This is a genomic window from Streptomyces sp. NPDC056600 (assembly GCF_042792855.1).
Lineage (GTDB): Bacteria > Actinomycetota > Actinomycetes > Streptomycetales > Streptomycetaceae > Streptomyces.
In genome coordinates this window covers 42,983-55,611 of record NZ_JBHTVQ010000013.1, presented here as the reverse complement: position 1 = coordinate 55,611, position 12,629 = coordinate 42,983, and the positions used below count along the sequence as shown (strand labels likewise).

Sequence of the window (12,629 nt, the reverse complement as noted above, 5' to 3'; positions counted from 1 at the left end):
GCGGGGGCGTGCGGGCCCGGCCCGCACGCCCGCCGCGGGAGGGTGCGGGCGGGTCAGCGCGTGGCGCGGTACGCGGCCGCGATCTGCCGCACCACGACGTCCGGGTGGGACATCATCACCACGTGGGAGGCGCCCTTGACCTCGACGGTCCTGCTCCGGGCGCGTTCGGCCATGAACCGCTGCAGGGCCGGCGGGATGACCCGGTCGGCGCCCGCGACGACGTACCAGGACGGCAGGGTCCTCCAGGCCGGGACCCCACTGGGCCCCGACAGTCCGTTCAGGCTGCCCGGCCGCTGGGAGACGGCCATCACCCGGGTGGTGGAGCGCGGCAGGTCCGCGGCGAACACCTCGTGGAACTTCGCCGGGTCGATGTACCCGTCGGCGTCGGTCCCGCCGGGCAGCGGCCGGGTCACCAGCGCGCCCTCCAGCCTGCTGCCGGGGAACCTGCGCGCCAGTTGCAGCGCGTTCTCGCCTTCGTCGGGCGCGAAGGCGGCGGCGTAGACGAGGGCCTTCACGTGGTCGTGGCCCCGGGCGGCGTTGGTGATCACCTCGCCGCCGTAGGAGTGGCCCACCAGGATCACGGGGCCGGGCAGCGTCGCGAGGATGCTGGACAGGTACGCCGAGTCACCGGCGAGGTCCCGCAGCGGGTTGGCCGGTGCGAGGACCTGGTGTCCTGCCTCCAGCAGCCCGGCGGTCACGGCGTTCCAGCCGGAGGCGTCGGCGAAGACGCCGTGGACGAGCACGACGGTCGCGCCGGTGGCCCGCCCGGCCGCCTCGTCCGCGACGGCGGGCGGCGCGGTGCCGGGCCTCGAACCGGTGCCGGCTGCGGAACCGGCGCCGGCTGCGGAACCTGCGCCGTCGCCGTCGGAGGCGTGCGCGGCGGCGCCGAACGTGAGGGCGCCGCCCGCCCCGATCAGCCCGCCGAGCACGCGGCGACGGGAATGGCCTTCGGAAGTCATCGGACGGGGTCCTTTCGTCGGAGGTCGAGGGGCGAGCGGCCGAACGGGCGGGTTCCTGACCCGGTCCGCCGGACCTCTGCGCCGCCCACGTCGGCCGGCACGGGACGACTCCTGGTCACGGCCTTCGCAGGACTCCGATCGTTCACGCCGTCGGCGGTTCGTCGACCCGGCGCGCCGAGGGGACTCCTGGCGTTCACCCCGCGACGACCGAACGGCCGAGGCGGTGCCATCCTCGACGGGTGTCCTCCTCATCTCACGTGGGTGCCGTGTTCTTCGACGTCGACGGCACGCTGGTCCCCGGCACCAGTTCCTCGGTCTTCCTGGCCGGCTTCCTCGGTCACCACGACGAGCTGGCCGCGGCGGAGGACGCCTACGCCGCGGGCGAGCTGGACAACCGGCAGGTGTCCGAGCTGGACGCGAAGGCCTGGGCGGGGGTGACCGGGGAGCAGGTCTCCCGCCTGCTCGACGCGCTGCCCCTGGTGGCGGGCATCGCGGAGACCGTGAGCTGGTGCCGCAGGAACCGGCTCGCCCCGGTACTGGCGACCCTTGCCTGGTGGCCGGTCGGCAGCCACCTCACCGGCCGCTTCGGTTTCCACGCCTTCGGCGGCCCCCGGCTGGAGGTCGTGGACGGCCGGTTCACCGGCCGGGTCGCCCACCACTTCGACGAGTACGACAAGCGGGATCTCGCCCTGGCCCAGGCGCGGGACCTGGGGCTCTCCGCCGCCTCGTGCGGGGCCGTCGGGGACAGCCGGTCCGACCTGCCCCTGTTCGCCTCCGCCGCGGTGAGCGTGGCGTTCAACGCCTCGGGCGCGGCGCGGGCGTCCGCCACCGTGGCGGTGGACGGCCACGACCTGCGCGCGGTGCTCCCCGCGCTGGACCGCCTGGTCACAGCCGTGCCGTGAGGGTCCCGGAGATCGCGCTCCCGTACGGCACAACCCGCACCGCCGGCAGCCCGACGTCATACCGCAGGAGGAGAGGGCCGTCCCGCCGTCAGCCTCCGGAGGGCACCGGGAACGGGCACCTGGAGGGACGGTCCGTGGCCCCGGCGGGCGTCAGGATGGTCAGGTCCCACAGCAACAGCCCTCAGGAGTGCAGTCACGTGACCACCACCGCCCACCGAACCACCGCAGTGGCCGCCCGCGCCACGGAGCTGTCCAAGGTCTACGGACAGGGCGAGACCCAGGTGGTCGCGCTCGACCGAGTCACCGTGGAGTTCCGGCAGGGCGAGTTCACCGCCATCATGGGCCCGTCCGGTTCCGGCAAGTCGACGCTGATGCACTGCGTCGCCGGCCTCGACACCTTCAGCGGCGGCTCCGTGCGGCTCGGCGAGACCGAACTCGGCGCCCTCAAGGACAAGCAGCTCACCAGGCTGCGCCGCGACAAGGTCGGTTTCATCTTCCAGGCGTTCAACCTGCTGCCGACCCTGACCGCGATGGAAAACATCACCCTGCCGATGGACATCGCCGGCCGCCGGCCCGACAAGGAATGGGTGGAGCGGGTCATCGACATGGTCGGGCTCTCCGGGCGGCTGCACCACCGTCCCGCCCAGCTGTCCGGCGGCCAGCAGCAGCGCGTCGCCGTCGCCCGCGCGCTCGCCTCCCGGCCCGAGATCGTCTTCGGCGACGAGCCGACCGGCAACCTCGACTCGCGCTCCGGCGCCGAGGTGCTGGGCTTCCTGCGCCACTCCGTGCGGGAGCTGGGCCAGACCGTCGTGATGGTGACGCACGACCCGGTGGCGGCCTCGTACGCGGACCGCGTCGTCTTCCTCGCCGACGGGCGGATCGTCGACGAGATGCTCGCCCCGACCGCGGACGGCGTGCTGGACCGCATGAAGGCGTTCGACGCCAAGGGCCGCACGAGCTGATCCCTGCCGGGCCCGCCTCACCGAGGCCGAAGCCGAAGCCGCACGCGAGGCCGAGGCCGAACGCCGAGGCCGAAGCCGAGGCAGGGGCCCCACAGCGAAGCCCTGGCGAAGTTCGCAGCGAAGCCCGAGGGGCGTGCCCGAACCCGGCCCGCTCCCGTCACCCCGTCCGGCCCGCGTCGACCGCGGACCCGGACGCCCCACCACCTGGACACCCACATGTTCCGTACCGCCGTGCGCACCGTCCTCGCGCACCGGACCAGACTGCTGATGACCGTGCTCGCCGTGATGCTCGGCGTGGCCTTCGTCTCCGGCACCCTGCTCTTCACCGACACCCTCTCGAACGCCTTCCGGAGCCAGTCCGCCAAGAGTTACGACGACGTGGCGGTGGCCGTGACCTCCTACGGCGACCCCGACGACCCCGAGGCCGACCCCGGCGTCCCGCAGAAGACCCTCGACAGGATCCGGGCGCTGGACGGCGTGGCCGCCGCGTACGGCCGTGTCGACGGCTTCGCCGGTGTGGCCGACCCCGACGGCAAGCTCATCGACGGCGCCTTCGGCAGCCCCAAGGGCTCCAACTTCGCCCCGGGCGAGGACGGCAAGGACCCCCGCTACACCTTCACCCAGGGTTCCGGCCCGCTGAAGGCCGGACAGATCGCCCTGGACGAGGGCACCGCCGGCAAGGGCGGCTACCAGGTGGGAGACCGCGTGCGCGTCGCCACCAACGGGCCGGTCAGGACGTTCACCCTCAGCGGCGTCTTCACCACCGACGACGGCGAGGTGAAGGCCGGCGGCAGCCTCGTCCTCTTCGACACGGCGGTCGCCCAGCAGCAGTACCTCGAGGAGGGCTGGTTCAGCGACGTCACCGTCGTGGCCGCCCCGGGCGCCGACGACGAGGAACTCCTCGACGCCGTCGAGCCGCTGCTGCCCGCGTCCGCCGAGGCCGGCACCGGCCAGAAGCTCGCCGAGGAGCAGGCGAAGGAGATCGAGTCGGGTCTCGGGGCCCTCAAGCAGGTCCTGCTGGGCTTCGCCGGCATCGCGCTCTTCGTCGGCGTCTTCCTGATCTCCAACACCTTCTCGATGCTGGTCGCCCAGCGCACCAAGGAACTCGCGCTGATGCGCGCCGTCGGCGCCTCCCGCAAGCAGATCACCCGCTCGGTCCTCGTCGAGGCGGCGGTGGTGGGCGCGGTCGCCTCGGCGGTCGGCTTCGCCGTCGGCATCGCCCTGGCACTCGGGCTGCGCTCGGGCATGTCCGCGTTCGGCATGACCGTCCCGCCGGGGCCGCTGGTCGTGACCGTCACCCCGGTGGCCGCCGCGCTCGCCGTCGGTGTGCTGATCACCATGCTGGCGGCCTGGCTGCCGGGCCGCCGGGCCGCGAAGATCCCGCCGGTGGCGGCGATGAGCAGCGTCCACGCGGTCGCCACCACCCGGTCCCTGGTCGTCCGCAACTCGGTCGGCGCGGTGGTCACCGCGATCGGCGCGGCCGCCATCGTGTGGGGTGCGGGGGTCGGCGGTGACGACGGCAGGATCCGGATCGCGGGCGGCGCGTTCTTCGCGCTGATCGGCGTCATCGTGCTGATCCCGCTGCTCTCGCGTCCCGTCATCGCGCTGATCCGCCCCCTGCTCACCGGCCCGTTCGGCGTCTCCGGCAAGCTCGCCGGACAGAACGCGGTCCGCAACCCCCGCCGCACCGGCGCCACCGCGTCCGCGCTGACCATCGGTCTGACGCTGGTGACCGGCCTGACGGTGCTCGGCGTGACCGTCGGCCAGGCCCTGGACCGGATGACCACGGACAACATCAAGGCCGACTACATGGTGGTGATGGCGAACGGCGGTCCCCTCGACCGGTCGGCGCTGACCGCCCTGGAGAAGGCCGACGGCGTGTCCGCGGTCTCGCCGCAGCAGGCCGTCTCCCTCCAGCTCGGAAGCGCCGGCAAGGACGAGGACACGGCGGACGGGAAGCCCCGCCGGGGCGACTACCTCTCCGCGTCGGCGGTCACCCCGGGGGCCGTCGAGAAGGTCCTGCGCATCGACGTGGTGCGGGGCGACCTGGGCTCGCTCGCCGAGGGGCGCGTCGCGGTCGCCGAGAAGACGGCCGCCTCGAAGGGCTGGAAGGTCGGCACGGACATCCCCGTGACCTTCGCCGACCGCGAGCACGGCACCCTGACGGTCGGCGCGGTCTACAAGGACAGCGAATTCCTCTCCCCCGTCGTCATCGGCACCGACGTCGCCGACGCCCACGAGGCGAAGCCGTACATCCCGCAGATCTTCGTCACGATGGAGGGTGGCGAGTCCGCGGCGAACGAGAAGGCCCTGGCCCACGCCCTCGGCGACAACCCGGCCATCACGATGATGGATCACCAGGACATCCGCGACCAGTTCGGCGGCATGATCAACCTGCTGCTCAACATCCTCTACGGCCTGCTCGCGATGGCCCTCCTCATCGCCGTCCTCGGCGTGGTCAACACCCTGGCGATGTCGGTCTTCGAGCGTCAGCAGGAGATCGGCATGCTCCGCGCGATCGGCCTCGACCGGCGCCGGGTCAAGCGGATGGTCCGGCTGGAGGCCGTGGTGATCTCCCTGTTCGGAGCGCTCATCGGCGTCGGCCTCGGAGTCTTCCTGGGCTGGGCGATCGGCCAGACCGTCAAGTCGTCGATCCCGGGTTACGAGCTGGTCCTGCCCTGGGACCGGATCGCTCTCTTCCTGGTGGCCGCCGGCCTCGTCGGGGTCCTCGCCTCGCTGTGGCCGGCCCGCAGCGCGGCGAAGCTGAACGTGCTGGACGCCATCAAGACGGACTGACCACCGCCCTGCGGCGCGCGGGGCCGGGCCCTTCACCTGAGTGAAGGACCCGGCCCCTCCGCCGTCGCGGGCAGGCCGCGTCGAGGCCGTGGACGTGGGCGTGGGCGTGGGCGTCCGTCAGAACTGGAACACGAGGTTGCTGCCGACCGCGGCCTCGCAGTCGTTGCCGTACGTCTTGGTGAAGTACACCGGCTGCAGCCGCCAGGTCCCGGTCACCGTGATCGTGACGGGCAGCCAGACCCCGGGGCAGCCCATGCCGGAGGCACGCGGGAGCTGGTCCAGCTTCCCGTTGACGGCGGCGATCTTGGCGCAGGCGTCCTCCGGCTTGGGATGCGTCCCGCCGGCGGGCTCGCACAGGAGCGTCACCTGCTTGTTCAACGAGCCGCTCCAACTCGAGCCGCTCCTGGTCATGGTCAGGCTCGACAGCGCGGCGGCACCGGCCGCCGACCCCTCGGTCGCCGACGCCGCGCCGGACGCGGCGGTGGCGTTCCCGGCCGCCGCGGCCGGGACGACGGACCCGCCGGTCGCCAGGACCCCCGCGGCCAGCAGTACTCCCAGTCTCGTTCTCATGCTCGTACGTCTCCGATCGTCGTACTCATGTGCCGTCACCTGCGGATGTCAGGGGCGGTCGGGTCAGAACCGGAACACGTAGCCGCTGCGGAACCCGGCATCGCAGTCGCTGCCGTACGTCTTGGTCCAGTACACCGGCTGCAGCCGCCAGGTACCCGTCACCGTGACCGTCGTGGGCATCCAGACGGGCGGACAGGCAGCACTCCCGACGGGCTGAAGCTTGTCGAACTGGCCATCGACGGCCAGGAGTTGGGCGCAGGCGTCGGCTGCGGTGGGGTGGGTCCCGCCGGTGGGCTCGCACTGGAGGGTGACCTGCCTGGCCGGCAGACCGCTCCAACTCGACCCGCTCTTGGTGATGGTCAGGCTCGACAGCGCGGCCGCGCCGCCGCCCGACGCCCCCGACGAGGACGCGCCGGCCGCCGCGGCCGGGACGACGGACCCGGCGGTCGCCAACACTCCCGCGGCCAGAAGCACCCCAAGTCGCTTTCTCATACCTCTCCGATCGTCGCTTCGGTGTGCCCCACCACCACCAAAGTCGTGCAGCACACGGCACCCCACAAGTGGGCCGTCGGCCACCTTGCGGTCCCGACGTCCCGGCCTGTCGGACGCCTCCGCCAGACTCCGGCCATGGACGACAACACCTTCTGGCAGCTCATCGATGCGTGCCGCCCCGCGGGCCCCGACCCGGACGGCCACGGGCTCGCCGCCGCCCTGACGGACCGGCTCGGGAAAGGGCCGGTCTACGCCGTGGTCGGTTTCGCCGAGCAGCTGTCCTGGGCCCTGTACCGGTTGGACCGCAGGGAATACGGCGAGGCCCTGTCGGGCGACGGGTTCCTCTACACCCGTGCCGCGGTCGTGGCGGCGGGCCGCGCGGAGTACGAGGACGTGCTGCGGGACCCGCGGCGGTTCACGCCGTACGCCGACGGCCTTGTGTGGGCCGAGGCCCTGCTGTACGTGCCCGACGATGCGTACGAACACCTCACCGGCGAGGAGTGGCACCGCCGCACCCGGTACTCGTTCGAGTCGTACTCCAACGCGGCCGGGTGGGCCGACGCACGGTGAAGGCCCGCCGCACCCGGAGGGCGGCGGGCCTGAATCAGACGGTGCGAGGGATCAACAGGTGCCGTTGACCGCGCCGTTGTAGCCGGTCCACAGGTAGGCGTCGGAGATCCAGGTCCCGTCGCTCAGCCTGTCCCACAGCGAGGTGACGCCGAACCGTCCCTCGTGGCTCGTGCCGTTGCGGGAGCAGGAGACGGTCACGACGGCACCGTCGGCGACCGAGCCGACGACCGCGTACCCGGTGCCGGGCCCGGACCGCTTGTTCACCGTGCCGCCGCCGTTGGCGTCCACGATGCCCTGCGTCAGCCCGAGGGCCCCGTAGTTGGTGAGGGCGCTGCCCGCGCCGCGGGTGGTGGACCCGTGCATCGCGTAGCCGGCGTAGGAGCCGGTGGTGTAGAAGACCCAGCCGCCGATGCCGTGGTCGGCGATCGGCACGTACGCGTTGTTCTGGCGCAGGCCGAAGTGGACGTGGCGGCCGGTGGCGGAGCCGCCGCAGGCGACGTTGGTGCCGGTGTTGCCGAGGAAGGTCCCCTGCGAGACGGCGGCCCCGTTGGCGTTGATGTGCCCGGTCAGGTGGTAGTAGTCGGAGGCGTAGCCCCGGTCGTGGATGACGCGCACGAAGCCGGAGCAGAGGGTGTACGCGGCTCCCGCCCGCGCCGCACGGACCGCCTGGTCGCCGCCGGCGAAGTCGACGGAGCTGTAGGGGCCGCTGGCGCCGTCCCACTGGTGGCCGCCGCCGGTCAGGGTCCACGACGCGCCGGTGGACCAGGGCAGTGCCATGCCGGTGCGGAAGTCCCCGTTGGCCAGCGGCTGGACCAGGTTTCCGGAGGAGCCCTCCGCACCGGCGGCCTCGGCGGACGCACCGGCGGAGGCATCGGCGGAGGCGAAGAGCTTCTTCTCGTACGCGGTCACCACGGGTGAGGCCGCGGCGAGGCCGGCGAAGGCCGGTTCGCCGTCGAAGGCGACGGTCCAGGCGCCGCCCTCGGCGCGGGCGACGAAGACGGCTCCGGTGGGCGCCGCTCCCTCCTTCTTCGGCGCCACGACCACCGCGGTGCCGAAGGCCCACGTGCCGCCCTTCTCCCGGGTGATCCTGACCCGCGTCTCCTGGGACGACGCTCCGCGGCCGGTGAGGGCGTTCTGGTTCAGCAGTTTCTCGGTCACGGCCGTGGTCACCGATGTGCGGGGCTCCGCCTGGGCGGTGCCGGGATGCGCCAGACCGACGGAGACGAAGGCGAGGGCCGCGGATATCAGCCCGGCCACGCGTCTGCGATGCAACACCGTTTCTCTCCCTACGTCAGGGGGGTGGTACGCCCGGAGGGCCTAGCGAGGCTAGGGATGCGGAGCTCGCGCGTCCAGAGGGCCGACCTGACGCACCGGACGTGGGCCCGCCCGCTCCTGTCACACTCCGCCGAGCACCGAGACGAGACTGGCCACGGTCACCGTGTTGAAGACGAAGGCGATGGCGGCGTTGGCCGCCACCGTGCGCCGCATCTCCCGGGAGGTCACGGTGACGTCGGTGGTGCCGAAGGTGGTCATGACGGCCAGGGCGAAGTAGACGTAGTCGGCCCACGTCGCACTCTCCTCGCCGGCGAACAGCAGTGCCCGCTCCCCCTCCATCAGGTTGTCGGCCTGGAAGGTGACGGCGAAGGAGAAGAGGACGCACAGCCACGCGACGACGACCAGCGCCAGGGCCGTCACCACCCTCGGCGCCACCGGGAAGGCGGACCCGAGGTAGCCGGGCAGCCAGACCACGGCCACCAGCAGCGCGGCCACCGCGATGAAGATCGACCCTCCGGGGCCCGGGGCGGTCCCGTAGACGTATCGCTGGAGCATCGTCCCGCGCGCCTCGCGCCCGGCCCAGGCACGCAGCCGCTCCGGCGGGGCGGTGGCGAACGCGCTCACGGTGAGGATCAGGTACGGCAGCAGGTACGAGAAGAGCACCAGGACTCCGGTGTCTCCCACCGAGATCAGCCCGTGGCGCCGGTCGAGGAGCAGCAGGACCACGGCAGCGCCCAGCGCGACGCTGCCGCTCATGAGGTCCCGACGGCGTTCCGAGAGCCAGTACTGCACGGCGCGCTCCCCTCACTCCCCTCCGGATCGATCCGCGTGATCCGGTGATCCGCGCGATCCGCGTGATCCGCGTGATCCGAAGATACGGGGCGAAAAGGGAGGAAGCGCCGGTCGCCGCGCTGCCCGCGCGCACCCGCGCCGACGTGCGCGGCGTCCGTGGGTCAGCGTGGGGTGAGCAGGCAGAACTCGTTGCCCTCCGGGTCGGTCATGACCCTCCAGGGGAGCCCGGACTGGTCGATGCCGGGGTCGCTCCCGCCCAGTGCCCGCAGCCGGGCCTCCTCCGCGGCCAGGTCGTCACCCTTGTACGGGGCGACATCGACGTGGACGCGGTTCCACCCGCTCTTGGCGTCCGGCGTGCGGACGAACTCCAGGTAGGGACCGACGCCCTTGGCGGAGCGCAGGCTCGCGTGGTCGTCGGCGACCTCGTGCACCGTCCAGTCCGTCGCCGCGCCCCAGAACCGGGCCATCGCCCGCGGGTCGGCGCAGTCGACCACCACCGCGGCGATCGGCCCGGTGTCCCCGTAGACCGGGCGGGGCTCCAGCACGCAGAACTCGTTGCCCTCCGGGTCAGCCATCACCGTCCAGGGGACGTCGCCCTGGCCCACGTCGGCGAGCGTGGCGCCGAGGGCCCGCAGTCGCTCGACCAACTCCGCCTGGTGGGCGGGCGAGGTGGTGGCCAGATCGAGGTGCACCCGGTTCTTCACCGTCTTCGGTTCCGGGCGGGCGATGATGTCGATGCAGACGGCCGTGGGGTCGGGGTAGGCGAAGCCCACGGGTTCGAGATTGGTCACGCCGGGCCCCTCGCTGTCGATGCCCCAGCCGAGCACCTCGGCCCAGAACCGGCCGAGCGCGGAGTCGTCGTGGGCCTTCTTGGTGATCTGCACGAGTCTCGTAGCCATGCGCAGATACTAGAAGCCGCCCCCACTGCCGCGCCGCCGCCCCACGAAGCCGTCTCGAAGTGCGCGCACTCCCACGCCTCGCGAACCTCACGCGGAGAACCCGACGGGGCCGGTCCGGTCGGTGGCCGAGCAGGTCCGAGGTCAGCCCGTGCCGAACCACGCCTCCGCGAGCGAGGGCAGGGTGTCCTCGGCGGGCGCGGGGAGTTCCCGCAGGTACCAGGGCAGGTTGCTGTACACGTGCAGCAGTGTGTAGGCCATGAGCGCGTGCGGCGCAAAGCCGTGGCCGTAGACGCCGGTGAGCCGGGTCAGCAGGGTCGGGTCGCCGCGGGTGACGAACAGGCCGGCACCGACGAAGTCGTAGGCGCGGTCGCCGATCATCGCGGGCTCGAAGTCGCACAGTCCGGTCAGGCGCCATCCGTCGGGGTCGACCAGCAGGTGCTGCCGCATGACCTCGGTGTGCAGCAGGGAGGGCCGCGGGGCTCGCGGCAGCGGAACCGAGGCGAGGAAGTCCGGTATCTGGTCGAGCCAGGGCGTGGACGGTCCGCGCGCGGACTGCCGCCGCACCGCGCCGGCCCTCTGACGGTCCAGGAAGGCGCCCCAGTCTCCGGGGCCGAGGACGTCCCCCAGCTGATCGGTGCCGAGGGAGTGCAGCACCGCGAGCATCTCGCCGATCTCGGCGACGAGCCGTTCACGGTCCCGCCGGGGGACGTCGCCCCAGCAGTGGGCGAGGCTCTCGCCGCGGAGCCGGGACATCAGGACGTACCGCCAGCCGTTCTCGTACGGCCCGGAGTCCCGCACCGTGGGCGTCGGCACCGGCAGTCGTCCCTGGACATGGGTGAGGACGCGGCCTTCGGCGATGCCGTGCCGGGCGGCGGCCGTGGGGAAGAGCTTGAGCACGTGGTCGTCGCCCACCGCGTACACCGGCTGCGATCCCTCGGGGAAGCGGACCAGTGCGGCGCCGGGAAAGCCGAGGCGTGCGCAGAGGTCCTCCGCCGCGGGACGCATCACGCTCTCGTCGCGGACCACGGAGTCCCACGCGTCGTCCGTCTCCACCACAGGCAGCATGATCGGGACCGTAGGCCACGGGCGATCACGCGGCAACGGTGTTTCGCGGGCGCGGGCGCGGCGCTCCGACGCCGTAGGGGCGGCGGGCCTCCGCGGCATGTCGGGGGAAGCCGCCCACGTCACGCGGTGGCTCCGGCTCCCCGGGGCGTCGGACGCAACGAGGAGGCGCCGACGACGACCAGGAGGATCAGCACCGCGGGGATGCCGAGGGCGGTCGGCAGTCCGGTGACGGTGCTGACCGCGCCGATCACCAGCGGCCCCACGAGGAACCCCACGTAACCGAGGCTGACCACGAGGGACAGTGCCGCCCCGGTGCGGGCCGGGTCGCGTTGCGCCGCCGCCATGTAGACCTGCGGGGCTATGCAGGACATGCCGGCCCCCAGGCAGGCGAAGCCGACGACCGCGGCGACCGGATGCCCGATCAGGAGGGCGGCGATCATGCCGGCCGAGGCGAGCACCCCGCACCCGCGGACGAGTCGCACGGGCCCGAAGCGCGCTGCCAGGCCGTCGCCGAGCAGCCGTCCGACCGTCATCGCTACCGAGAACGCCGCGAAGGCCGCGGCGGCGAAGGCCGGTGTACTGCCCAGGCTCTCGTGCAGGTAGACGGCGCTCCAGTCCGCGGCCGTGCCCTCCCCGACCAGCGTGCACATGGCCAGCCCGCCCAGCAGGAGGAGGCCGGCCGGCTGCGGACGCCCACGCCCGCGCCCGATGGAGGACTCGGGGTCCGCGGCGGCCGGCGGGGCGGTTTCTCCTCGCAGGGTCCAGGCGATCGCCCACAGGGCCAGCGCCAGGACCACGGCGCCGACCGCGGCGAACGTCGCTTCCGGGCTCACGTCCTGGTGCGCGAAGGCGCCCCCGGCCGCGGCCCCGAGGAAGCCGCCGATGCTGTACACGGCGTGGAACGACGTCACGACGGGACGGCCCCAGGCCCGCTGGACCTCCATCCCGTTCGCGTTCATCGCGATGTTCAGCGTGCCGTGCACCAGCCCGAAGACGAACAGTGCCGCCATGAGCGAGGCCAGCGACGGCATGAACGCGGTCGGGCCGAGCAGGACGCCCTCCAGCAGCGCCGTCGGGACAAGGACCCGGAAGCTGCCCCAGCGGTCGACGAGCCGTCCCAGTCCCAGCATGCCCGCGATGGCGCCCACGGCGAACGCCAGCAGGGCGAGGCTCAGCTCCCCGTCGCTCAGACCGAGTTCGGACTTGATCGCGGGAATGCGGCTCGTCCAGCAGCCCAGGGTGGCGCCGAAGAGCAGGAAGTACAGCGCCGTGGCCACCCGCCCGCGGAGGAGAGCGCCTCTTCGTATGTCGTCACGGCTCACGCCTGCGTCCTCCGCTCGACTGCGT

General features: G+C 72.8%; 12 protein-coding genes. 4 read left to right on the top strand and 8 right to left on the bottom strand.

Features of this window, described 5'->3' with window-relative positions:
• Positions 1-53 precede the first annotated feature (53 nt).
• Entirely contained in the window at positions 54-959 is a 906-nt protein-coding gene (locus ACFRAV_RS09640; RefSeq protein ID WP_382553161.1) for an alpha/beta fold hydrolase, read from the bottom strand.
• 239 nt (positions 960-1,198) lie between these two features.
• Between ACFRAV_RS09640 and ACFRAV_RS09635 the strand changes: the two genes are divergently transcribed.
• From ACFRAV_RS09635 to ACFRAV_RS09625, 3 genes are all read left to right on the top strand, one after another.
• On the top strand, positions 1,199-1,861 hold the full coding sequence (locus ACFRAV_RS09635; RefSeq protein WP_382553159.1) for an HAD family hydrolase: 663 nt from the start codon (positions 1,199-1,201) through the stop codon (positions 1,859-1,861).
• A 197-nt stretch (positions 1,862-2,058) separates the two neighbouring features.
• Complete coding sequence (locus tag ACFRAV_RS09630) at positions 2,059-2,823, top strand: ABC transporter ATP-binding protein (protein WP_382553156.1); 765 nt, start codon at positions 2,059-2,061, stop codon at positions 2,821-2,823.
• A gap of 216 nt (positions 2,824-3,039) precedes the next feature.
• Complete coding sequence (locus ACFRAV_RS09625) at positions 3,040-5,619, top strand: ABC transporter permease (protein ID WP_382553154.1); 2,580 nt, start codon at positions 3,040-3,042, stop codon at positions 5,617-5,619.
• A gap of 117 nt (positions 5,620-5,736) precedes the next feature.
• Here ACFRAV_RS09625 and ACFRAV_RS09620 read toward each other — a convergent pair whose 3' ends face one another.
• Complete coding sequence (locus ACFRAV_RS09620) at positions 5,737-6,189, bottom strand: SSI family serine proteinase inhibitor (protein ID WP_382553153.1); 453 nt, start codon at positions 6,187-6,189, stop codon at positions 5,737-5,739.
• A gap of 63 nt (positions 6,190-6,252) precedes the next feature.
• Positions 6,253-6,681, bottom strand: a complete 429-nt coding sequence (locus ACFRAV_RS09615) for an SSI family serine proteinase inhibitor (RefSeq protein WP_382553150.1) — start codon at positions 6,679-6,681, stop codon at positions 6,253-6,255.
• A 135-nt stretch (positions 6,682-6,816) separates the two neighbouring features.
• Between ACFRAV_RS09615 and ACFRAV_RS09610 the strand changes: the two genes are divergently transcribed.
• Complete coding sequence (locus tag ACFRAV_RS09610) at positions 6,817-7,251, top strand: DUF4240 domain-containing protein (protein ID WP_382553148.1); 435 nt, start codon at positions 6,817-6,819, stop codon at positions 7,249-7,251.
• Positions 7,252-7,302: 51 nt separating this feature from the next.
• Here ACFRAV_RS09610 and ACFRAV_RS09605 read toward each other — a convergent pair whose 3' ends face one another.
• The 5 genes from ACFRAV_RS09605 to ACFRAV_RS09585 form a co-directional block, all read right to left on the bottom strand.
• Positions 7,303-8,526 carry a peptidoglycan DD-metalloendopeptidase family protein gene (locus ACFRAV_RS09605; RefSeq protein ID WP_382553145.1) on the bottom strand — a complete coding sequence of 408 codons (1,224 nt, stop codon included), beginning with the start codon at positions 8,524-8,526 and terminating at the stop codon, positions 7,303-7,305.
• Positions 8,527-8,646: 120 nt separating this feature from the next.
• Positions 8,647-9,282, bottom strand: coding sequence for a DUF1345 domain-containing protein (locus ACFRAV_RS09600; protein WP_382553251.1), 636 nt, complete (start codon positions 9,280-9,282; stop codon positions 8,647-8,649).
• Between the two features lie 197 nt (positions 9,283-9,479).
• Entirely contained in the window at positions 9,480-10,217 is a 738-nt protein-coding gene (locus ACFRAV_RS09595) for a VOC family protein (protein ID WP_382553143.1), read from the bottom strand.
• Positions 10,218-10,358: 141 nt separating this feature from the next.
• Entirely contained in the window at positions 10,359-11,282 is a 924-nt protein-coding gene (locus ACFRAV_RS09590; RefSeq protein ID WP_382553140.1) for a phosphotransferase, read from the bottom strand.
• A 119-nt stretch (positions 11,283-11,401) separates the two neighbouring features.
• Positions 11,402-12,604, bottom strand: coding sequence for an MFS transporter (locus ACFRAV_RS09585; RefSeq protein ID WP_382553139.1), 1,203 nt, complete (start codon positions 12,602-12,604; stop codon positions 11,402-11,404).
• Between the last annotated feature and the right edge of the window lie 25 nt (positions 12,605-12,629).